A 22,540-nucleotide genomic window follows, 5' to 3' on the forward strand; every position below is an offset into this window, starting at 1 on the left:
TCGTTGTCCTCATAAGCGCCGCAAAGCCACGCTGCTTGGGTTGCCACCTCAGCGGAGCGCCGTAAGGCTCTGGTGTTGCGCCGTTCGAAATTTTTTCTGACCTAGCCCAAGGATTCCGCCGTCTCGTTCGTCTCAATTGGTGAATGCCTGGAAAATCTCTTCCCGGCGCCCCGGTCTATGGGTGGAACGACTATGGTAGGGATAAGGTGCGTACGATCGCGGTCCTGGGCGGGACTGGCGGAGGGACCGGATAACAGTCCCAATTGTCTTGCTCAATCCCGTCGGCCTTGAGGAAAGGGCATGGGGAGCGTCATTCAGCTCGTGACTGCAGAGGTGGCTGAGCCGCCGGGTGGCGGCGCCACGGATGACGACCTCGTGAGTCTGGCCACGCAGGGCAATCGTGCCGCATTCGAAGCCTTGTTGCGGCGTCACTACGACCTCATGCACCGGGTTGCGTGGCGCATGACCGGCTCCCAGACTGACGCGCAGGACATCTGCCAGGATGTCTGCTGCGCGCTGGTGGAACGGATCGCTTCTTTCAGGGGGGAGGCGAAGTTCACGACCTGGCTGATCGGAATCGTGCGCAATGCCTGCCATGATCACCATCGGCGCCATTCGACGTTGGCGCGCCTGAAAGGCCACCTCGCCGTGCTTGCGGGAATGGCGGCGCCGCCGGATGGCAGAGATCTTTTTCGTCGCAGCTGGCTCGCGAGCGAACTGGCGCGGTTGTCGCCGTTGCTACGAGAGACGGTCGTGCTCGTGGTCGGTGAAGGCATGACGCACGCGGAGGCGGCCACGGCGCTCGGCGTCACCGAGTCGACCATCTCCGGCCGCATGCACGAGGTGAGGCGACAGGCGAGTCTCGCGAAGGACATTGGCGATGAGTACTGATCACGACATCATGCGTTTGCCCGACCCTCCGCCGTCGGTGCCGGACGCGCGTGACGCGGCCGTGCAACAGGCGTTGCTGCGCTTCGACCAAAAAGGCGCCGAGAACGGCCAAGGAATTCCGACCGAGATCCGTCTCATCGAGCGAACCGCCGCGCCGTTGCGGCCGTCGCCCGAGAGGACCGTCATGAATCGTAAGCGATATCTCCTGGCTGCCAGCCTGGCCTGCATTGTTGCCGGATCGGGCACTTATCTCCATCTCATGCAATCGCCGCAGTTGCAGGACACCGCCACGCCCGTCGAACAGCAGGTGGCTAACAACGACGTTGTTGTTCAAGCTCCCTCGACAGAACAAGCAAAGAAGGAAAGCGAAAGCCAGGCCCAGCCGCAAACGCAAATCCAAACTGCCACTCCGGCCGCAAAGCCCAACCAGGAAGCCGCTGCGGCTTCGATTGCGGCGCCCCCGGCGCCCGCCAAGCCGCTTGCGGAAGATCAGCGCGTCGGCCATTTGGCTCCGCAGGCGTCTTCCCCGGCGGCGTCCGGCCGAGTGCAGGGTCTCATGCCGCCTGTTGGCGCTCGTGGCCGCTTTGCGGACGGGAGTGATCACAGTCTCACGCGCGCGCTGGCGGACCTCCAGCGCGACCGCAGCCAGCGTGAGCCCGCTGTTGGCGCGTCCGAGCCTGTCGGCCGCGACAAGTTTGCGAATGCGCAGGAAAACGCCTTCAAGGTCGCGCGCGATGCACCGGTCTCGACATTCTCCATTGATGTCGATACGGCGTCGTACGCGTTCGTCCGCGCCCAGCTCAACCGCAATGTCCTGCCCCCGGCCGCGTCCGTTCGAACCGAGGAGCTGATCAATTACTTTCCTTATGGCTATGAAGCGCCCGCATCGGCGAGCGAACCGTTCCGGGCCAACGTTGCCGTGTTTCCGAACCCCTGGGCCGAAGGCCGCAAACTCATTCGCATCGGTGTCAAGGGTTATGCGCTGCAACAGACAAACCGGCCGCGCGCGAATCTGGTTTTCCTGATCGATACATCGGGCTCGATGCAGCCGCAAAACCGGTTGCCGCTCGTGAAGCAGTCGCTCGCCATGCTCGTTACCCAGCTGAAACCCGAGGACCGCATCGCGATCGTGACCTATGCAGGGAATGCCGGCACGGCGCTCGAACCCACTTCCGTATCCGAGAAAGCGAAAATCCTGGCGACGCTCGATCGGCTCGAGGCGGGCGGCAGCACGGCGGGCGCCGAAGGCATCAGGCAAGCCTACGCGCTTGCCGAGCAGAACTTTGACGCCAGCGGCGTCAACCGCGTCATCCTCGCGACTGACGGCGACTTCAATGTCGGGATCACGAACAAGGATGAATTGAAAGGTTTCGTCGAGCGTCAGCGCGAGAAGGGCATTTTCCTGTCCGTGCTCGGCGTTGGTGCGGGGAATTACAACGACGCGTTGGCGCAGACGCTGGCGCAGAACGGCAACGGCGTCGCCGCCTACATCGATACGATCAACGAAGCGCGCAAGGTACTGGTCGAAGAGGCAAGTTCGACGCTGTTTCCGATCGGCAAGGATGTGAAGATTCAGATCGAGTTCAATCCCGCGACCGTCGCCGAATATCGGCTGATCGGCTACGAGACCCGACTTCTCAATCGCGACGACTTCACAAACGACAAAGTCGATGCCGGCGACGTCGGTTCGGGGCAAACCGTGACGGCGCTCTACGATATCGTGCCTGTTGGCGGGCCTCGAACGGTCGACGATCTCAGGTACGGTGCGCGAGCCCCCGCGAGCGGTTCGCCGCCGCCGGCCGAATATGCCTTCGTCAAGATCCGTTACAAGCTGCCGCGATCCGATCGCAGCGTGCTGATCAGCACACCCGTCGATCGCGGGTCCGAACACGCCCGGTTCGAGGACGCGCCGCTCGATGCCCGCTTTGCAACCGGTGTGGCCGCGTTCGGCGAGATTCTACGCGGCGGAAAGCACACCGGCCAGTTCGGCTATGACGACGTGCTGCGTATCGCCTCGGCAGCGCGCGGCGACGATCCTTACGGCTATCGCTCCGAGTTCCTCCAGTTGGTGCGCGCGGCCAAAACCGCGAGCGCGATGCAGCCGCCGCGCCCTTGATCGATGTCCGATTCAGTGGGCTGTCCCGACCATGCGCTCCCCCATTCTGACGCCATCCCGAAATGATGACTGTCACGGCTGATGGCCGGCGCAAATTCGCGAGGGCTTTCAATTTCTGTTCCGATTTATGATGATCGTCTCCAATAAGCTTGGCTTGTGGCAAGCGTGGTGACGATCGTCGATGTCCTTGAGCAGGAATGATCGCGCCTCCCAGCTGATGCGATCCGGCGACGCAAGGTGAGCGCAAGACCGTGCGCATGAATCAGCTGCCAACTCGTCGATTCCAGGGATCGCGCGCGTGACATCTGTGTCGCGCACCAATCACCGAGCGGTGGCGAGCCGATCTATCGACTGTCGACAATCGCAAGGAATCTGCCTGTTAGAAAGGCGAGCATGTTGTCGAACATCCACTCCAGATCGCGGGAGTGCGCATTCCGCCTTGAATGCACAAGCATTGATCAAGAAAAGCAAATTAGTGCGGCTTGCTAAGGAAATGTACGTCTGACTATGCTGCGTCGCAGCGATATCTTTCCTGGCGGTTCCAGGCGCGACAACGGAGGCACAATGACGTGCTCTGCTCTCAAGATGCTCTCGTGGTGTGGCGCAATGGCCGGCCTCATTGCTGGAGGGCTAGTCGCCCCCACGTCGCCCGCCGGGGCAGCCGGCGTCTTGAAGGTGGCGATGACCGCGGGCGATCTGCCGGTCACGACGGGAAATCCAGACCAGGGCTTTGAAGGCTTTCGGTTCGTCGGCTGGAATTTGTACGACGCCTTGATCAATTGGGATCTGTCGAAGAGCGACACGGCATCGGACATCAAGCCTGGCTTGGCGACCGAGTGGCACATCGATCCGGCCAACCACAAGCGCTGGATCTTCACCTTGAGACAGGGCGTGAAGTGGCATGATGGCTGCGACTTCTCGGCCGACGACGTCATCTGGAACTTCCAGCGCATCAGCGATCCCAAGGCGCCGCAGTTTTTCACGCAGCAATTCGCGCTGTCCCGGGCCTACCTGACGAACTTCGACAGCATCGAGAAGATCGACGACCATAGCGTCGCCATCACTACGAAATTCGTCGAATCGCTGTTTCCGTACGACATGTCCTACGTGCTGATGATCAGCCGCTGCCGGGCGCAGGCGCTGAATTACGACTGGACGGCCTACGCCAATCAGCCCTCAGGCACCGGCCCCTATCGCTTCGCCGGCATGACCGCGCATGAACGCATGGAGCTGGTGCCGAACAACGACTACTGGGACAAGGCGCGCGTTCCGAAGCAGGACCGTCTGGTGCTGCTGCCGACGCCGGAGGCTGCGACCCGCACCGCAGCGCTGCTCTCCGGCCAGGTGAATTTCATCGAAGCGCCGGCGCCGGATGCGATCCCCGTGCTGAAGCGCGCAAATATGCAGATCGTCTCCAACGTCTATCCGCACAACTGGCCGTATATTTTGAACTTCACCCGCGGTCCCTTTACGGACCTTCGGGTACGCCAGGCGGCGAATTACGCCATCAACCGTGACGATGTGGTGGACCTCGTCGGCGGCATGGCGACGCCCCAATATGCCGAGGTGCCGCCGAGCTTGCCGTATTACGGCCATCCGGTGATCTACAAATTCGACAAAGCGAAGGCGCGCGCCCTGTTGAAGGAGGCCAACTGCCTGCCCTGCAAGGTGACGCTGGCGATCTCGACATCAGGTTCGGGACAGATGCAGTCGCTGCCGATGAACGAGCTGGTCAAGCAGCAACTGGAAGATGCAGGCTTCGAGGTCACGCTCAATGTCATGGATTGGAACGCGCTGCTGGATGTCAGCCGCTCCGGCGTCCCGAAATATCCGAACGTCGACGGGATGAACGCCTCGCGCGGCCTGCTGGATCCCGTGAGCGCCATTATCAAACCGGTTGCCACCGCCTATTGGTCGCCCGCCGGCAGCAATTGGGGCCATTTCGGCACGCCGGAGGCAGACGGGCTGGTCAAGCAGATCTTCGAGGAGTTCGAGCCTGAGAAGCGGCTGGCTCTGCTGACCAGGCTGCACGAATACGAATCCGAACAAGCGCTGATGATCTTCGTCGTGCACGACCTCAATCCGCGCGCGCTCTCGCCGAAAGTGCATGGTTTCGTGCAGGCGCAGAACTGGTTCCAGGACCTGACGCCGATCACGGTCGATCCTTAAGCAGGAGCGGGAATGCTCGGCTACGTCATCCGCCGTATACTATTCGCGATCCCGATCGCGCTCGGCGTCAGCGTCGTATGCTTTTCCCTGGTGTATCTGGCGCCGGGCGACCCGTTGCAGACGGTGCTGCCGCCGGACGCGACGGCCGAGACCATCGCGATCGTCAAGCACGCCTATGGCTTCGATCGGCCGGTCCCGGTGCAATACGCGATCTGGCTGTGGCACGTTCTGCACGGTGACTTCGGCCGCTCGATCGCCAGCCAGCGCGCGGTCACGCTGGAGGTGTTTGGCGCGCTCGCCAATACGGCGATGCTGGCGCTGTTCGCGGCGCCGCTCTCGTTCATCGTGGGCTTCGGCATGGGAGCGCTGGCCGGCTGCTTTCCCGGGCGGGCCACGGATCGCATCGTGACGGGCGCGGCGGTGATCGGTGTCAGCCTGCCGAACTACTGGCTGGGACTGGTCCTCGTGATCATCTTCGCGGTCGAACTGATGGTGCTGCCCGCCAGCGGGATGGGGCAGTCCGGCTCGGCCGCCTTCACACTATGGCACTGGAGCGACGCGCAATTCCTGGTGCTGCCCGTGACTACGCTGGCGATGATCCCGATTGGCATCATCGCACGCACCACGCGCGCGGCGGTGGCGGAGGTCCGCAGCCAGGATTTCGTCACCACGCTGCGCGCCATGGGGCTGGGCGAGGGCGCGGTGATCCGGCACGTGCTCAAGAATGCCTCGCCACAGGTGCTGGCGGTGATGGGGCTGCAATTCGGCTATCTGATGGGCGGCTCCATTCTGGTGGAGACGGTGTTCACCTGGCCCGGCAGCGGCTTCCTGCTGTTCAAGGCGATCATCAACCGCGACATCCCGGTGCTGCAGGGCACGATCCTCGCGCTCGCGCTGATCTTCGTCGCCACCAATTTGATCGTGGACCTGTTGCAAGCGGTGCTGGACCCGAGGATCCGCCGAGCATGAATGAGAGAGTGGTGGTGGCGCCGGGCGCGATCCCGGCGGATTCGGAGATCGCGGATAATGAAGTCGATTTGGCGCCCGCGATCAAGGTGCGCGGCTATTGGCAGTCGGTGCTGCACCGTCTGCGCTACGACTGGATGACGATCGGCTTCGGATTGGTGGTGCTGGCGATCGTGATCGCGGCGATCGCGGCTCCGCTGATCGCGCCGTTCGATCCATACCAACAGAGTATCGTCGGCCGTCTCAAGCCGTTCGGCTGGCGTGGCCATCCCTGGGGCACCGACGAGTTGGGTCGCGACATGATGAGCCGGCTGATCTATGGCGGCCGTATCTCGCTGCTGATGGGCCTGGCGCCGGTTTTGATCGCGACCGTGGTCGGCGGCATGCTGGGCGTGATCGGCGGCTTCGCCGGGCGCGTGGCCAATACCGCCATCATGCGCACTATGGACGTGTTCTACGCCTTTCCGTCCATCCTGCTGGCGGTCGCGATCTCCGGCGCTATGGGAGGCGGCATGATCAACGGCATCATCTCCTTGAGCCTGGTGTTCACGCCCGCGATGTGCCGCGTCGCTGAGACGGCGACCGCGCAGGTGAAGAATCTGGACTACATCGAGGCCGCCCGCGCCAGCGGCGCGAGCACGCTCACGATCATCCGCCACCACGTGCTGGGCAACGTGCTGGGACCCGTGTTCATCTATGCCTCCAGCCTCGTCAGCGTCAGCATCCTGCTCGCTTCGGGCCTGTCCTTCCTGGGCCTCGGCGTGCAGCCGCCGGAGCCGGACTGGGGCCTGATGCTCTCGACCTTGCGCCAGTCGCTCTATGTCGACCCGCTGGGCTGCGCGCTGCCGGGCATCGCGATCTTCGTCACCTCGATCTGCTTCAATCTCGTCAGCGACGGCGTGCGCGGCGCAATGGACGTGCGCGGATGAGCGCCGCCGTCGAGATGCAGCCCTATGTGGATCCGCGCGACCGCGGCGGCGCCGCGCAGCCGATGCTGATCGCGCGCGAGCTGCAGCGCCATTTCCGGGTGAAGGGCGCCGGCACGGGCGCGGTGGTGCGCGCGGTGGATGGCGTCTCGTTCACGCTGTTCAAGGGTGAAACCCTTGGCGTGGTAGGCGAGTCCGGTTGCGGCAAGTCAACGCTGGCGCGGCTCTTGCTGCATCTGGTGGTGCCGGACTCCGGCGAACTGGTATTCGACGGCGACGCCGTGGGTGAACGCGGCGGCGTCAACGTGGCTGACCTGCGCCGTCAGGTGCAGATGGTGTTCCAGGACAGCTATTCCTCGCTCAACCCGCGCATGCCGGTGCAGGATTCCATCGCCTTCGGCCCTATGGTGAACGGCCGCAGCAAGACCGAGGCGCGCCGGATCGCCCACGAGATCCTGGTCAAGGTGGGCCTTCGGCCGGATCTGTTCGGCCCGCGCTACCCGCACGAGCTGTCCGGCGGCCAGAAGCAGCGCGTCAACATCGCCCGCGCGCTCGCGGTCGGACCGCGCATGGTGATCCTCGACGAAGCCGTCTCCGCGCTGGACAAGTCGGTCGAGGCCCAGGTGCTCAATTTGCTGCGACAGCTCAAGCGCACTTTGAACCTGACTTATTTGTTCATCAGCCACGACCTCAACGTGGTGCGCTATATCAGCGACCGGGTACTGGTGATGTATCTGGGACAGGTGGTTGAGCTTGGCCCGGCGGCCGAGGTATTTGCGCGGGCGCGCCATCCTTACACACGGGCGCTGCTCGGGTCTCGCCTGTCGATGGACGCCGGACGGCGGATCGAGGCACCGCCTCTGGTGGGCGACCCGCCTAGTCCGATCGACCCGCCCTCGGGTTGTCGTTTTCGCACCCGATGCCCGCATGCGGAGTCCGTGTGCGAAGCGCGGATGCCGACGCTGGGACACTGGGAGGACCGCTCCTCCCATGTTGCGGCGTGTCATATGACGAGGCCGGATTCCGGTCACAGCCTGGCGGGGTCCGCCTGATGGACGGTCACACCGAGGCGGCCGCGCCGCTGCTGGACGTGCGGGATCTGACCGTGAAGTTCGTGAGCCGCGAGGCGACGGTGACCGCCGTCAACGGAGCCACGTTCAGCCTGCGCGCGGGCGAAGTACTGTGTCTTTTGGGCGAGTCCGGCTCGGGCAAGTCCGTCACGCTGCGCGCATTGATGCGGCTGTTGCCGAAGCAAGCGCAGGTGGCCGGTCGGGTTGAACTCGGCGGACAGGATGTTCTTGCGTTGCAGGGAAAGGCGTTACGGGCCTTTCGCGGCGGCGAGGTCGCGATGGTGTTCCAGGAGCCGATGACCGCGCTGGACCCGGTCTATACCATCGGCCAGCACCTGGTGGAGATGATCCGCCGACACAAGGGCGGCACCAAGGCCGAGGCCCGCGCCCGCGCGATCGAGTTGCTGGAGTTGGTCAAGATCCCATCCGCCGCGCGCCGGTTCGATGCCTATCCGCATGAGCTGTCGGGAGGGCTGCGGCAGCGCGCGATGATCGCGATCGCGCTGTCCTGCGGGCCGCGGCTCTTGCTGGCAGACGAGCCGACCACAGCGTTGGACGCGACGGTGCAGATCCAGGTGCTGATCCTGCTGCGCCGCCTGCAGCAGGAACTGGGGATGGGCACCATCTTCGTCACCCACGATTTGGGTGTGGCGGCGGAGATCGCGGATCGCGTCGCGGTGATGTATGCCGGGCGAGTGATCGAAGAGGGGCCCGTCGCGGACGTGCTGCGCGCGCCGAAGCATCCTTACACCGCGGGGCTGCTTGCCTCCACTGTGCACGAGCAGGCGCCCGACCAGGATATCGCCGCGATTCCGGGGAGCCCGCCTGATTTGCGGCGGCTGCCGGGTGGTTGCAGCTTCGCGCCGCGCTGCGGTCTCGCCACCGAGGCATGCCGCCAGGCCTTCCCCGACCCGGTTTACCCCGCGCCGGGCCGAATGGCCCGCTGCCTCCGCGTCGCGGACGTGTTGCCAAGTCCGCTAACAGAGCTCGCATGAAGGACAATTGTGCATGAGTGAGAAAACGAAGTTCGTGAACCATATGGTCGCGTCGATCTCGACCTGGCATGGCGTGCAGCCGCCGAACGAGGTGGCTCTGCGGATGCTCGGTGATCTGGAGAAGCTGATCCGCGACTTCGAGGCGCTGCGCGGCACCATGCGCTTCGAGGATGAGCCCGCGAGCTTCGAGGCGGCGCTGGTTGAAGCGGCATCGATCGGGGTGCGCGCATGACGGCGGCAGGGCTTGATCTCGCCGACCTGTCGCTGGTCGACGCGGCGGATGCGGTGCGCAAGGGCGAGGTGAGTGCGGTCTCGCTGCTGGAGGCGTGCCTGGCCAATCTCGACTCTCATGAAGCGGCGGTCAACGCCACGATCTGGGTGGACAAAGAGGCTGCATTCACTGCGGCCCGTGCCGCCGATGCCAAGCGCGCCAAAGGCGGACCGCTCGGGCCGTTGCACGGGCTGCCGCTGGCGCACAAGGACATGTACTATCAGGCCGGCCGGCTCTCCAGCTGCGGCTCGGCCATTCGCCGCGATTTCGTGCCGGATTACAGCGCGACCGTGATCGAGCGGCTCAGCGCTGCCGGCGCTTATGCGTTCGCCGGCCTCAACATGGCGGAGTTCGCGCAGAACGGCACCGGCCACAATCGTCATCACGGCGACTGCCACAATCCCTGGAATCTTTCCTACATCACCGGCGGCTCCTCCAGCGGATCGGGCGCGGCGGTCGCGGCCCGCTTCACCTTTGCCGCACTGGGCTCCGACACCGGCGGCTCGATCCGTCTTCCCGCCGCGGCCAATGGCGTCAGCGGCATCAAGCCGACGCAGACCCGCGTCAGCCGCTACGGCGTAATGCCCTTGTCGTTCTCGGCCGACAATGTCGGCCCGCTCACCCGCACCGCGCGCGATTGCGCCCGGATCATGTCCGTCATCGCCGGGCACGATCCGCGCGACCCGACCAGCGCCGAGATGCCGGTGCCTGATTACGAGGCCGGGCTGACCGGCGACCTTCGCGGTGTCCGTATCGGCATGCCCTCGACCTACTTCCTCGACGAGGTGGACGTGCCGGTGCGGGCAGCGATCGAGGCTTCAACGTCCGTGCTGGCCGGGCGCGGCGCAACGATCGTGCCTCTGACATTGTCGCTGATGGATGCGGTCGCGACCTATGCCGCAGCGGTGTCGCGCGTCGAGGGCGCCACCATCCACGCGGAGTGGATGCGCCAACGACCGCAGGATTTCGCGACCCATATCAATGCGCGGATGTTTCCGGGCTATGCGATTCCCGCCACCTATTACGTCGAGGCCTTGAGCCGGCGCGGCCCGATCCTGAAGGAGTTCGCCAAGGAGGTGTTCAGCCAGGTCGATCTCCTGGTCACGCCCACCATCCGCACCTGCCTGCCGACGCTCGCGGCCACCGATATCGACAACGGCCCGCCGGGAACCGAACAGGTGGCGCTCGGCATCTCCACCAACACCCGGCCGTTCAACTATCTCGGCCTGCCGTCGATGAGCATTCCCTGCGGCTTCGATCCGAACGGCCTGCCGATCGGGCTGCAGATCAGCGGGCGTCCGTTCGCGGAAGCCGCGGTGCTGCAGGCGGCCGACGCCTATCAACGTGACACCGACTGGCATGCGCGCCGGCCGGCGATCGCAGCAGTCTGAACAATCAAACTCTACAACGACAAGAAGGATGATCATCATGCCGGAAACGCCCGACGAGGCCGCGCTTGTTCTTGAATTCGACGTGCTCGCCAAACGCGCTGGCCTTGCCATTCCCGAAGACCGCAAAGCTGCGCTGTTCGCGGGTTTCAAGGATCTGCGCCGCATGCTGGCCACGATGCGCCAGCCGCGTACCGCGGCAGATGAGCCGGCAGGCACATTCTCGATCCAGAGCGTGACGCGGGGTCTTTGATCATGAGCGATACGAAATTGTTCGAGCTCAGCATCGCCGACGCCGGCCGCAAGCTGCGCGACGGATCGATCACCTCGAGCGCGCTCACCGAGGACGCGCTGTCGCGCATTGCCGCGATCGATCCCGCGCTCGACAGCTTCATCACCGTGACCGCCGATCGCGCCCGCGCCGATGCCGTGGCCGCGGATGTCGCCTTCGCCAAAGGGATCGACAACGGGCCGATGCAGGGCGTGCCTTACGCGCTGAAAGACATCTACGACACCGCCGGCATCCGCTCGACCTGCCATTCCAAACTGCGGCTGGATCATGTGCCGGCCGCCGATTCCGTCGTCGAGAGCAAGTTCAAGGCGCAAGGCGCGGTGCTGCTCGGCAAGCTTGCCACCCATGAATTCGCGCTCGGCGGTCCGAGCTTCGATCTGCCGTTTCCGCCGGCGCGCAATCCCTGGAATCGCGAACACATTCCCGGCGGCTCGTCCTCCGGCTCGGCCGCTGCGGTTGCCGCCGGGCTGGTGCGCATGGCGATGGGGTCGGACACCGGCGGTTCGATCCGTGGCCCCGCCGCTTATTGCGGCACGGTCGGGTTGAAGCCGACCTACGGCCTGGTCTCACGACGCGGTGTGTTTCCGCTCTCGACCACGCTCGACCATTGCGGCCCGTTGTCGTGGACGGTCGCGGATAGCGCGATCGCGCTGCAGACCATCGCCGGCTATGACGCGCTCGATCCGGCCAGCGTCGATATTCCCATACCGAACTATCTGGATGGGCTCGATCGGGGTGTGGACGGGCTGCGGATCGGCCTGCCCAGGCATTTCTTCGCCAAGACGGAAGATGTGTCGGCCGAAGTGGTTGCGGCGATCGACAGCGCCGCGGAGCGGCTTGCGAAGCTCGGCGCCGTGGTCGAGGAGATCACGCTGCCGGACTACGACCTGTTCAATGCCTGCGGCCGCATCATCATGTACACCGAGGCGTACGCCATTCACGAGCAGGACTTCCAGAGGCGGCCGCTCGATTTCGGTCGGCTGACCTATTTGCGGATGTCGCTCGGCGCTTTCGTAACCGGGGCAGATATCCAGCAGGCGATGCGGTTGCGTCGCGAGCTGTCGCGCGCGGTCAATCTGCAGCTCAAGACCTATGACGCGCTGATCACAGCCAGCGCCCTGATACCGGCGCCGGCCTTCGCCGAGCTCAATCCGAACAGTCCGCCCAACTGGCCGATCCAGACCATGCCGTTCAACGTCACCGGCAACCCGGCCATGTCGATCCCGACCGGCTTCTCGGCGTCGGGCTTGCCGCTGTCGATGCAGATCGTCGGCCGCGCCTTCGATGAAAGCATGGTGCTTCGCATCGGCGCCGCCTTCGAATCCGCGACAGGGCTGAGCGCCCGGCGCCCGACGCTCGCTCAAGGCTAAGGCATGATCCGGAAAAGTGCGAAGCGGTTTTCCGGAAAGATCATGCGCAAACAACAACCTAAAGCGCGATGACGATTCATCCCAATCTCATCGCGCTTTAGGCGATAGGCGTGCCTGCGGCCATAAGGGTTGCGAGCGGCTGACTGGCTGTGATGATCATGGATCGCCGCTCGCTGGCAGCCCCGCAGCCCTCGTCAGAGCGCAACGTCCCGGTTGACGTTCTTGTACAACAGATAGACCGACTGGCTCGAACCGGTGGGATAGAACTGCTGCGGGCAGAACGATCCCATCCAGATGAAGTCATCGATCCAGATTTCGTGCCAGCTATTGCCAAGATAATACAAGCCTTGCCCCTCCAGCATGAGCAACCCGTGCTCCATGATGTGGGTCTCGACGGCTGGAAAACAGACGCCGGGTTGGAAGAACATCAGGTTCATCTCAAAATCGAATCGCAGATCGCCCATGGGCAGCAGGTGCTTGAAGCCGCGCCCCTGTAGTCCGGTATGGTTCGTCGTCGGCATCGATTGCTGTTGAGCGATGATTGACGGCGGTGTCGCGATGCCCTCAGCCGCCTCATAACGTTTTTTGAGCGCGATGACGCGCGCGGGCGCGCCGGGAGGGCAGTGCATCGTGAAAGACGTACCCGGCGGAACATAGGCAAAGCCACCTTCTGTCAGCGAGGCCGGGGCTTCGGTCCCAATGCGGATGTCGACGGCGCCCGTCACAACATAGAAGAAATGCTGAAGATCCACGCAGATTGGTTGGGCGGTGCCGCCCGAGGGCTCGATCTCCAGCATGAACTGGGCGAACTCGGCGCCGAGCGTCGGCGCCGCCAGAAAGCGCACGGTCGTTGACGACCACGCCGGCAGCCGGCTCTTCAAGACGCCTTCCGGCGGGATGAAAGCGAAATTGCGGCCCACGGCTGCGCGGCTGTGTCCGATCGCGCCAGGACGAACGATGCCGGGTTGGGCGGGCAGATCGGTGGGGTGCATCTCAAATTCCCTTCCAGACATGACGTGAGCCGGCGACGTTCGACGCTGTCGATGCGCGTGGCGCGCCTTAACATTATTTGAAGTCGAGATCCTAAAATATCGGTTTGCCACTTGCCGGATACCAAGGCCGAATAGAGCGCGAGGCGCCACGCGTTTCCGGCGACAAGGGTGATTCCGATGGACATGGAGCTGTCGTCCGAGCAACTGAAGCTCAGTATCGAAGCGCGAGTTGGCCGAATCCACCTTCGCGCACAAGGCGGCGGAGATCGATCGCGCGGAGGCCTATCCGTTCGATTAAGGTATTCGTTCAATGTGAGCCCGGATCGCCTGTCGCTCGGCATCGATCCAGCCATGCTCGCGGGCTTTGGCCACCATCTCCTGATAGCGCTGATCCCAGTCTGCATCGTCGGGGCGGCCCGCCAGGGTCGGGACCAGATCGATCGAGACGAGCGCGTCACGATCGTCGAGAAGCGTGATGCCGTTCCAGCTCTGTGCTTCCGTGCGGATGTCAGCGTGCAGCACCAGCTTGAACCTGCGGAAGTCGTCCGGTTCAGTCAGACGGACGACGCCGCCGTCCAGGCATTCGATGATCACAACGCCGCTCCTTCGTACGCTCTAGGCTTGCGGCAGCGCGTGCAGTGCCCCCTGGAAATTGACCAGGGGATCGCCGCTGCCGCCGCGGGTGGCCACGATCCTGCCGATGAAGAGACCGTGCGTGCCGACCATCTGGTGATGATGCAGCACGCATTCCAGTGCGCCGATCGCAGGCTCCAGCAACGGCACGTCGAGAATGCCTTGCTCCCAGGGCGCCGTTGCGAAGCGATCGACACCTTTGGCACCGCCGGCGAAACGCAGCGCCAGATCTTCCTGCCCCTTCCCGAGGAGACTGATCCCGAAGCGGCCATTGGCGAGCATGGCATCGTGCGTCTCGGAGCTCCTGTTGACGCCGATGAGCAGGCAGGGCGGCTCCATGCATAGCGAGGTGACGGAGCTGACCGTCAATCCACGCCGTGCGCCCTCCGATCCCGTCGCCACGATCGCGACGCCGCTCGCGAGGTTGCGCATGGCCAGCCGGAACTCCGCGGCCTCGACTGAGCGGACATCGGTCATTTGAGACATCTCGCAGCCCATGACGTACCTCCGGACCTCGCTCCCCGCCGGTTGCGCCTACGCCGAAACCGCTTCGCCTGCGGCCTTGGTCCGACCGGATTTCAGTTCCTTCCGGATCGCGGGAATGATCTTGCTGCCCCACAGCTCGATCTGGCGCAGCATCGTGGGCTGATCGAAATCGCCGAGCTGGGTCTGCAGCGCAATGTGGGTCGGCTTGAGGACGCTGATCTCTTCCAGCATGCGGTCGATCACCTGGTTGACGCTGCCGACGGGCAGGTTGTTTCGCATCGTCTCCAGGCTCATGTCGTTCGGTCCGGCTTCTTCCTTGATCAGATAGCCGTCATCGCTCTGGGCGCGCCGGAACTTCAGGCTTTCGGAGAGCCGGCGCTGGAAGCGCGCATTGTCCAGATATGACTGAATCTCGCTGTCATTGTCGCTGGCATAGGCGCAGCGCAGGAAGCCGAAATGGGTGTCGTCGATGGAGCGGCCCTCCTTGGCCGCAATCCCTTCGAGACGTTCGCGCAAGGCCTTGATGGCGTCGAGGCCATTCAGCAGCGCGGTGACGAACAGATTGTGGTTGTCGCGAATGGCGCGGCCCAGCGTCTCGGCGTGTCCCGACGTGACCCAGATCGGCGGCATCGGCGTCTGCACCGTGCGCACCGCGATCGCGGTCGGCGGCATCTTCAGGTGCTCGCCCGAATAGGAGAAGATGCGCTCGCGCATGCCGGCCTGGAGCACGTCGTAGAACTCGGCGAACAATGCGTGCGAATGCTCGAGGTCGACGCCGAAGCGGTCGAACTCGAACTTCTGGTAGCCCGAGCCGATGCCGAGATCGAGGCGGCCGTTCGAAACCGTGTCGGCAAAGCCGATCTCGCCGAGCAGCCGCGCCGGATTGTACAGCGGCAGCACGCAGACGGCGGAGCCGAGGCGGATGCGCTTGGTCAGGCCGGCGCAATGCGCGACCATCATCAGCGGCGAGGGGCACAGGCTGTAATTGTTGAAATGGTGCTCGGCGTACCAGGCCGTATCGAAGCCCGCGTGTTCGGCGGCAACGGTCTGCTCGACGGCGTTGTTGATGACCTGCTGCGAGGTTTGATGATAGCCGCGCTGCTGCGCCAGAATGAATACGCCGAATTCCATCGGTTGCGTCCTCCCAAATCGTGGTCGCTCTTGCGATCCACGCGGCCGCTGTTGCGACGCGTTCTCAGAAAACTAGGGCCTTGAGCTTTTTCGAACAATTGACGTAATCTGAGCATGTCCTTTGCAGAATCTGAAAAGATCGATGAATCGCCTCCAGGCCATGGAATTGTTCGTCAGCGCCGTCCGTGAGGGCAGTTTTTCGGCGGCCGGGCGCCGCGTCGGGCTCTCGCCGGCGTCGGTGTCGCGCTATGTCGGCGAGCTCGAGGCGCAGCTCGGCGTGCAGCTTTTGAACCGCAGCACGCGCCATCTCGGCTTGACCGATGCCGGCAAGATCTTCTTCCAGCGGACCGAGCAGGTGCTGCACGGCATCGAGGATGCCGAAGCCGCCGCGCTTGCGCTCCAGACCGCTCCACGCGGAACGCTGCGGGTGCACTCGCGGACGCTGTTCGGCATCAAGGTGCTCTCGCCGCTGATACCCGGCTTTCAGAAGCTGTATCCGGAGCTGAAGGTCGAGCTGCGCCTGTCCGAGCGGCGCGCCCAGCTTCGCGAGGACGAGTTCGACGTCGATTTCCAGATCGCGGCGCCGAAGGATCCCGGCCTGATGCAGCGAAGGCTGCTGCGGAGCGAGCGGATTCTCGTGGCCTCGCCGGACTATGTTGCCCGCATGCCGAAATTGCGCGAGCCGGAGGACATCACCCGCCACAATTGCCTGACTTACTGGATGGGCCCGGACGACGTGGTCTGGAAATTCATGCGCAGGAACAGGTTGCACGAAATCGTCGTGCCGTCGTCCCTCAGCAGCAACAACGGCGTGGTGCTGTGCGACCTCGCCGTCAACGGGCACGGCATCGCGCTGCTTGACGACTACACCGTGGCCGAGGAGTTGAAGAGCAGGCGCCTGGTCCGTCTGCTGCCCGGCTTCCGGGTGACGAATTCCACCTTCGACGAAGGGATCTACGCGGCGTTTCTCCAGAGCAGCTATCTGCCGGAAAAAATCAGGGTCTTCGTGGACTATATGGCGGAGAACGTGCCCAAGCAGATCAAAAGATCGGCGAACTAAGCGCAGAGGCCGGTCAGCCCGGACCAAACCTGTGCGCCGGCAGTCCGCGAATGCCGAGGCCTTCGACGGCGAACAAGCCGCCGGCATCGGGGTGATCGTCGCCGAGCGCGTGACTGCGCGAGATCGACGTGACGTAGAGCACGTCGAGATCTGGCCCGCCGAAGCTCACGCTGGTCGGATGACGGATCGGCATGTCGATCGTCCGCACGATCGTCCCATCAGGCGCAAGCCGGGCGATCTTGCCGATGCGCACGAGGACGGACCAGAGGTAGCCTTCCGAATCGATCGTCGCCCCGTCGCAACCGGACCCTTGCGGCTCCGTGTTGGCGAAGACGCGCTTGTTCGCGAGCGGGCCCTCCGGGCCGTAGTCATAAGCCCAGATGATTCGTCTCGCGCTGTCCGCGATATAGAACGTTCGTCCGTCCGGGCTGAAGCACGGTCCGTTGCTCACGGCGAGGTCCGTCTCCAGCAGCTCCAGCGCGCCCGATGCATCCAGGCGATAGAGACCGCCGAGCGGTGCCTCGTCCGGGGCGCGGTCGCCGTGCATCGTGCCTGCCAGGAAACGTCCCTGGGGATCGGCCTTGCCGTCATTCAGCCGTACTTTTGGGTGGTCGAGCCCAATCGACGGGCCCTCCGTCAGCGTGCGCGTGTCGAAATCGTAGTGCGCAAATCCGTTGCGCAGAGCCAGGATCGCGCCGCCGTCGTCTCGCAGCGCCAGCGAGCCGATCGGCGCGGGCACGTTGAACTGCTCGGTGGTGCCGGTGACGGGATCGAGCGCGTGGATCAACCCGCCCAGCGCGTCGATCCAGAACAGGCGCTGCCGGCGCTCGTCCCACACCGGGCTCTCGCCGAGCTGGTCCCTGGTCGTGCCGATGCGTCTGATCCGGATTGCGCTCATGGTTGCTCGCACGGGAATCGCCGGACTTGACCGATCGGTCGGTGAAAACCTAGTTTCATTCTAAAGACCCTCGGGCGACGAATGGATTGCGGAGTTCATGACTGAACTGTCAACGATGAAGGATGGCGTTGCGAACCAGGCCGAGGCCTCGGACCGCGTGCTTCAGATCCTGGCCGAGGCCGGCCGGCTGTTCGCGAGCAAGGGTTTTGAGGGGACCTCGATGCGCGACATCGCGCTCGCCTGCGGCATCTCCAAGTCGCTGCTCTATCATCACTTCTCCAACAAGGACGAGATCTACGCGCGCGTGGCGGTCGGCTCCACGCTCGAACTCTATCTGTTCGTGCGCGACCGCATTCCCGACGGGCCGCCGTCGCTGAAGATCCGCGCCTTCATGGTCGCCACGGCGGAATATTTCCGGCGCTACCGCTGGGCCTGGATCGCCTCCACGACGGCCTTCTGGAACGACCCCGATCGAACCAGGCACAAGGAGCGGCTGACGCGCCGCGACCGTTTCGAGAACTTTCTGCGCGGCCTGATCCAGGAAGCGATCGATGCCGGCGAAATCCGCAAGGTCGATGTCCCCATGACCGGGCGGCTGATCCTCTCCTCGCTCAACTGGATGCATCGCTGGTACAATCCCAACAAATCGGCGACGCCCGAGCAGATCGCCGCCACCTTCTTCGACATGATTTTCAATGGCTTGCGAAGTGGCGAAATGATCGGGCTTCCGGGGGCTGAGCCGCCACGGGCCAGCCGGCGCAAGTCGCGCTGACCGGACGGCCGTCGCCCCTCATTCCAGGGCGATGTTCTGCGCCTTGATCACCGGACCCCAGAGCGCGGCGTCCTTGGCCAATTGGGCGTCGAGCTGTTCCGGTGCGCCGGTATCAAGCATCAGGCCATCGGTCTCGAGCTGCTTTGCGATCTCGGGCTTCTGCATCGCCGCGTTGGCTGCCGCGTTCAGCCGCGTAATGATATCGCGCGGCGTGCCCGCGGGCGCGTGCAGCGCGGTCCAGAACGACGCCGTGAGGTCGGGATAGCCGGATTCGGCCAGCGTCGGGATCTCCGGAAAACTCGCCATGCGCTTTTCCGAGGACAGCGCGAGGATGCGGAGCTGACCGCCGCGCGCATGCTCGATCACCGCCGCAGGCGTTGCGAAGTTGAGATCGCACTCTCCCGACAGCGTCTCCATGATCGAGGCCGGATTATTGCGATAGGCGACCTCGGTGACGGCAAACCCCATCGACTTGCCCATCATGATCCCGAACAGATGCGTGACGCTGCCGGGGCCCAGCGTGGCGTAGAACAGCGGCTTGTCGCGGCCCTTGGCATAGGTGACGAAGCTCTTCACGTCGGCGGCCGGTGTGCGCGCGTTCACGGTCAACGACAGCGGCCCGTTGCAGAGCATCGCGACGGAGGCGAAGTCCTCGAGCTTGTAGGGCAGGTTCTTGCGCAGCAGCACGTTCAGCGAAATCGGCCCGGTGCCGCCCGCCAGCAGAACCGATCCGTCTTTGGGGGCGCGCGCTACATATTGCGATCCGACGATGCCGTTGGCGCCCGGCTTGTTGTCGACCAGGACGGGCTGGTCCAGCGTTTCCGCCATGGCCTTCGCAATCGCGCGCATCAGGCTGTCGATCGAACCGCCGGGCGCATAGGGCACGATGATGAAGATCTGCGACGCGCGCGCCCTCACGATGGCGGGCGCACTGAGCGGCGCGGCGAGAGCGCCGGCGATCAGGGCTGTCGCCCGGCGTCGGCTGATCCTGGGCATGGGTGTCCTCCTCAAGGTCGTTCTTGCTTGTCTTGAACCTACCGACTGACCGATCGGTCGGTCAATAGGACATCAGCATGATATTGCAAGTCGCTTTGGTTGGTGTTATCAGAACGAAAAGCTGACCGATCGGTCAGGCGTCACGATACGACAACAAGCAAGACGAACAGAAGCCCAGGAGGAAGCCCATGTCAGAAGATATCGTCACTCTCGAAGTGTCCGATAACATTGCGCTGGTGACGCTGAACCGTCCTCCGGTGAATGCGCTCGATCGCGCGATGCGCGATCGCATCGTCAGCGTATTCGACGAGATTTCGGAGCGCGCCGACGTCAGGGTCGCGATCCTGACCGGCGCCGGGAAGGTGTTTTGCAGCGGTGCCGATCTGAAGGACCGGCCGGACCCGGCCAAGATCGGCGCGTTTCACAGCCATAACCGGATTACGCGCGAGACCGGAAACTGCATCCGCGAATGTTCGAAGCCGGTCATCGCGGCGATCAACGGCGTGGCGCTGGGGGCGGGTGTCGGCCTGATGGCCTCCTGCGACATTTTCTACGCCTGCGAAGACGCAGTCTTCGGCATGCCCGAGATCAATGTCGGTCTCGCCGGCGGTGCGGCCATGCTGAATACGCTGTTCGGTCGCTCGCTGATGCGCCGGATGTTCTTCACCGGCTATCGCGTGCCAGCCGCCGAGCTTTATCGTCTCGGCATCATCGAGGCCTGCACCACCAAGGAGAACCTGATCCCCGAAGCGATGAAGATCGCAAGGGAGATCGCCTCGAAGAGCCCGATCGCGATCGAATATGCCAAGAACGCGGCGAACATGGTCGAGCTGATGCCGCCGCGCGATGCCTACCGCTTCGAGCAGAACATCACCATGGCACTGTCCAAGACCGAGGACGCCAAGGAGGCGCGGATGGCGTTCCTCGAGAAGCGCACGCCGGTGTTCAAGGGGCGCTGAGATGCGACCGGGAGAAGGTCTCGACGCGCTGATGTCGCCGCGCTCGATCGCGATCATCGGCGCCTCGCAGGAGGCGACCAAGATCGGCGGCCGGCCGGTCGACCTGCTGCGCCGTCACGGCTATGCAGGCCGCATCTATCCGGTCAATCCCAAGGCCGCGATGGTGCAGGGGCTGCAGGCCTATGCCTCCGTCACCGACCTGCCGGAGGCGCCGGATCTCGCCATCATCGCGGTCGACGCGGAGCGCGCGGGCGAAGCCGTCGAGCAGTGCGCCGCGCGTGGCGTCCGCAGCGTCGTCGTCTTCTCCTCCGGCTTTGCCGAGCTCGGCGAGCAGGGCCGTGCCATGCAGGAGCGGCTGCGCCTCGCCGTGCGCAACAGCGGCATGCGCCTGCTGGGGCCGAACTGCCTCGGCGCGGTCAGCGTCGCCGAGAAGAGCATCGCGACGTTTTCGATCGTGCTGGAGCACGGCATGCCGGCCGCCGGCGCGCTCGGCATCGTGTCGCAGAGCGGCAATCTCGGCAGCTACACCATGCGTCTCGCCAGTGAGCGCGGTGTCGGCGTCAGCCGCTTCATCACCACGGGCAACGAGTGCGACATCGACATCGCCGATGGCATCGCGTGGATGGCGCGCGATCCCGCCACCAAGGTGATCCTGTGCTGCCTCGAAGCGTGCCGCGACGCCGGCCGCCTGATCTCCGCGCTTGAGGAGGCGCGCGATGCGGGCAAGCCCGTCATCGCCATGAAGATCGGCACGTCTGCGGCAGGCCAGGCCGCCGCAGCCTCGCACACCGGGGCGATGGCGGGATCGGATGCCGTGTTCGACGCGCTGTTTGAACGTTGCGGGGCGGTCCGTGTGCACAGCCTCGACGAGCTGATCGATCTCGGCCATGCCGCATCGATCCTGTTGCCGGATCGTCTGCCGAAAGGGCCGGGCATCGCGATCCTCACCGCATCGGGCGGCTTCGGCGTGCTGCTCGCGGACGCCGCACAGGCGGTCGGTCTGACATTGCCGGAGCTCGGGCCGGAGACGCAGCGCCGGATTCTGGAGCTGGTGCCCTTTGCATCGGCCCGCAATCCGGTCGATGCCACCGCGCAGATGTCAAGCCGTCCTGATCTGCTGGAAAAGATCATGTCGGCCGTCGTGGCGGACGATCGCACCGACACGGTGATCCTGCCGCTGCCGTTCTCGCTGCATCTGCCGCGCTTGCGCTCCATCTATATGGACACGCTACGCAACATGCGCGCGCAATTTCCCGCGCGTCCGATCGTTCTGTGCGTCGACGGACCGGAGGACGCCCTGACCGAGCTGCACGCGCTGGGCTTTCCGACGATCGCCAGCTTCGACGGTTGTTGCGCCACCGTCGCCGCGCTGGTGCGATTGCAGGCCGCAGCGCAGCGTCCGCAGGACAAACCCGAGGCAGTCGCGCGAGCCGCACCGCTTCCGACGGACGCCTTTCGCCATGAGCTTGGTGCCAAGCGGGCGCTTGCCGAGGCTGGCGTTCCGGTCCTGGCCGAGCACCTCGTGCAGGATGCGGATGCAGCGGCGCGTGCCGCGACCGAGATCGGCTATCCCGTGGTGCTGAAAATCGCCTCGCCCGATTTGCCGCACAAGACGGAGGCAGGCGGCGTGGTCGTGGGCGTTGGCTCGGAAGCGGAAGTCCGGCGCGCCTATGCCCAGATGCGCGATCGTGTCGCCACCAGAGCACCCAACGCCGTGATCGACGGCGTGATCGTGGCGCCGATGGCCAAGGGCGTTGCCGAGCTGATCCTCGGCAGCCGCATCGATCCGGTATTCGGGCCAGTGGTGATGGTCGGTCTCGGCGGCATTTTCGCGGAAATCCTTCAGGACTCTGCGGTGCAGATGGCGCCGGTCAGCGAGACACAGGCCATGGCGATGCTGACTTCGCTGAAGGCATTCGCGGTGCTCGATGGCGCACGGGGCCGGCCGCGCGCCGATCTCGACGCCGGGGCCCGGGCCGTTGCCGCGTTGTCGCGCTTTGCCGCGGCGCATGCCGATACCATCGCAGAGATCGACGTCAATCCGCTGTTGTTGCGGGCTGAAGGCGAGGGGGCCGTGGCGCTCGACGCGCTACTGATTCCCCACGGCAAGATTCCAGCCCACGAGCATCACTGAATCCAAACGATAAGAGGCCGCGGAA

General features: G+C 64.5%; 21 protein-coding genes. 15 read left to right on the top strand and 6 right to left on the bottom strand.

Annotated features, from left to right (window positions below):
• The first annotated feature begins 300 nt into the window (after positions 1-300).
• From BMW89_RS18720 to BMW89_RS18770, 11 genes are all read left to right on the top strand, one after another.
• On the top strand, positions 301-891 hold the full coding sequence (locus BMW89_RS18720; protein ID WP_092028440.1) for an RNA polymerase sigma factor: 591 nt from the start codon (positions 301-303) through the stop codon (positions 889-891).
• On the top strand, positions 881-3,007 hold the full coding sequence (locus BMW89_RS18725; RefSeq protein WP_244547624.1) for a vWA domain-containing protein: 2,127 nt from the start codon (positions 881-883) through the stop codon (positions 3,005-3,007). Before BMW89_RS18720 ends, BMW89_RS18725 begins: the two co-directional genes overlap by 11 nt.
• Positions 3,008-3,688: 681 nt before the next feature.
• Positions 3,689-5,176 carry an ABC transporter substrate-binding protein gene (locus tag BMW89_RS18730; protein WP_244547625.1) on the top strand — a complete coding sequence of 496 codons (1,488 nt, stop codon included), beginning with the start codon at positions 3,689-3,691 and terminating at the stop codon, positions 5,174-5,176.
• A gap of 12 nt (positions 5,177-5,188) precedes the next feature.
• Positions 5,189-6,145, top strand: a complete 957-nt coding sequence (locus BMW89_RS18735) for an ABC transporter permease (protein ID WP_092028441.1) — start codon at positions 5,189-5,191, stop codon at positions 6,143-6,145.
• Complete coding sequence (locus tag BMW89_RS18740) at positions 6,142-7,071, top strand: ABC transporter permease (protein ID WP_092028442.1); 930 nt, start codon at positions 6,142-6,144, stop codon at positions 7,069-7,071. The genes BMW89_RS18735 and BMW89_RS18740 overlap by 4 nt, the downstream gene beginning before the upstream one ends.
• A complete protein-coding gene (locus BMW89_RS18745; RefSeq protein ID WP_092028443.1) occupies positions 7,068-8,120 on the top strand; it encodes an ABC transporter ATP-binding protein in 1,053 nt (350 codons plus the stop codon). Before BMW89_RS18740 ends, BMW89_RS18745 begins: the two co-directional genes overlap by 4 nt.
• Entirely contained in the window at positions 8,120-9,133 is a 1,014-nt protein-coding gene (locus tag BMW89_RS18750) for an ABC transporter ATP-binding protein (protein WP_092028444.1), read from the top strand. Before BMW89_RS18745 ends, BMW89_RS18750 begins: the two co-directional genes overlap by 1 nt.
• A gap of 13 nt (positions 9,134-9,146) precedes the next feature.
• Complete coding sequence (locus BMW89_RS18755; protein WP_092028445.1) at positions 9,147-9,365, top strand: hypothetical protein; 219 nt, start codon at positions 9,147-9,149, stop codon at positions 9,363-9,365.
• Complete coding sequence (locus BMW89_RS18760) at positions 9,362-10,795, top strand: amidase (protein WP_092028446.1); 1,434 nt, start codon at positions 9,362-9,364, stop codon at positions 10,793-10,795. The genes BMW89_RS18755 and BMW89_RS18760 overlap by 4 nt, the downstream gene beginning before the upstream one ends.
• A 37-nt stretch (positions 10,796-10,832) precedes the next feature.
• Entirely contained in the window at positions 10,833-11,045 is a 213-nt protein-coding gene (locus BMW89_RS18765) for a hypothetical protein (RefSeq protein ID WP_143062785.1), read from the top strand.
• A 2-nt stretch (positions 11,046-11,047) separates the two neighbouring features.
• On the top strand, positions 11,048-12,454 hold the full coding sequence (locus tag BMW89_RS18770; RefSeq protein WP_092028448.1) for an amidase: 1,407 nt from the start codon (positions 11,048-11,050) through the stop codon (positions 12,452-12,454).
• A gap of 194 nt (positions 12,455-12,648) precedes the next feature.
• On the opposite strand, the gene allE is transcribed toward BMW89_RS18770, so the two are convergent.
• The 4 genes from allE to BMW89_RS18790 all read right to left on the bottom strand — a co-directional run bounded on the left by allE (position 12,649) and on the right by BMW89_RS18790 (position 15,696).
• Entirely contained in the window at positions 12,649-13,446 is a 798-nt protein-coding gene (gene allE, locus BMW89_RS18775; RefSeq protein ID WP_092028449.1) for a (S)-ureidoglycine aminohydrolase, read from the bottom strand.
• Between the two features lie 294 nt (positions 13,447-13,740).
• Complete coding sequence (locus BMW89_RS18780; RefSeq protein WP_092028450.1) at positions 13,741-14,040, bottom strand: hypothetical protein; 300 nt, start codon at positions 14,038-14,040, stop codon at positions 13,741-13,743.
• A gap of 21 nt (positions 14,041-14,061) precedes the next feature.
• Positions 14,062-14,556 (bottom strand): flavin reductase family protein, encoded by a 495-nt coding sequence (locus BMW89_RS18785; RefSeq protein WP_092028451.1) that lies wholly within the window; start codon positions 14,554-14,556, stop codon positions 14,062-14,064.
• 57 nt (positions 14,557-14,613) lie between these two features.
• Positions 14,614-15,696, bottom strand: coding sequence for an LLM class flavin-dependent oxidoreductase (locus BMW89_RS18790; RefSeq protein ID WP_092028452.1), 1,083 nt, complete (start codon positions 15,694-15,696; stop codon positions 14,614-14,616).
• Between the two features lie 142 nt (positions 15,697-15,838).
• On the opposite strand from BMW89_RS18790, the gene BMW89_RS18795 reads away from it, so the two are divergent.
• Positions 15,839-16,756 carry a LysR family transcriptional regulator gene (locus tag BMW89_RS18795; protein ID WP_092028529.1) on the top strand — a complete coding sequence of 306 codons (918 nt, stop codon included), beginning with the start codon at positions 15,839-15,841 and terminating at the stop codon, positions 16,754-16,756.
• 13 nt (positions 16,757-16,769) lie between these two features.
• Here the strand turns inward: BMW89_RS18795 and BMW89_RS18800 are convergent, their stop codons facing one another.
• Entirely contained in the window at positions 16,770-17,654 is an 885-nt protein-coding gene (locus tag BMW89_RS18800) for an SMP-30/gluconolactonase/LRE family protein (RefSeq protein WP_092028453.1), read from the bottom strand.
• A 97-nt stretch (positions 17,655-17,751) separates the two neighbouring features.
• Between BMW89_RS18800 and BMW89_RS18805 the strand changes: the two genes are divergently transcribed.
• Positions 17,752-18,426, top strand: a complete 675-nt coding sequence (locus BMW89_RS18805) for a TetR/AcrR family transcriptional regulator (RefSeq protein WP_092028454.1) — start codon at positions 17,752-17,754, stop codon at positions 18,424-18,426.
• 18 nt (positions 18,427-18,444) lie between these two features.
• On the opposite strand, the gene BMW89_RS18810 is transcribed toward BMW89_RS18805, so the two are convergent.
• Positions 18,445-19,422, bottom strand: coding sequence for a tripartite tricarboxylate transporter substrate binding protein (locus tag BMW89_RS18810; protein WP_177196150.1), 978 nt, complete (start codon positions 19,420-19,422; stop codon positions 18,445-18,447).
• A gap of 188 nt (positions 19,423-19,610) precedes the next feature.
• Between BMW89_RS18810 and BMW89_RS18815 the strand changes: the two genes are divergently transcribed.
• On the top strand, positions 19,611-20,381 hold the full coding sequence (locus tag BMW89_RS18815) for an enoyl-CoA hydratase/isomerase family protein (protein ID WP_092028456.1): 771 nt from the start codon (positions 19,611-19,613) through the stop codon (positions 20,379-20,381).
• 1 nt (position 20,382) lies between these two features.
• Positions 20,383-22,515 carry an acetate--CoA ligase family protein gene (locus BMW89_RS18820; protein WP_092028457.1) on the top strand — a complete coding sequence of 711 codons (2,133 nt, stop codon included), beginning with the start codon at positions 20,383-20,385 and terminating at the stop codon, positions 22,513-22,515.
• Positions 22,516-22,540 lie beyond the last annotated feature (25 nt).

This window comes from Bradyrhizobium sp. OK095 (genome assembly GCF_900109945.1).
In the GTDB taxonomy this organism is placed as follows: domain Bacteria; phylum Pseudomonadota; class Alphaproteobacteria; order Rhizobiales; family Xanthobacteraceae; genus Bradyrhizobium.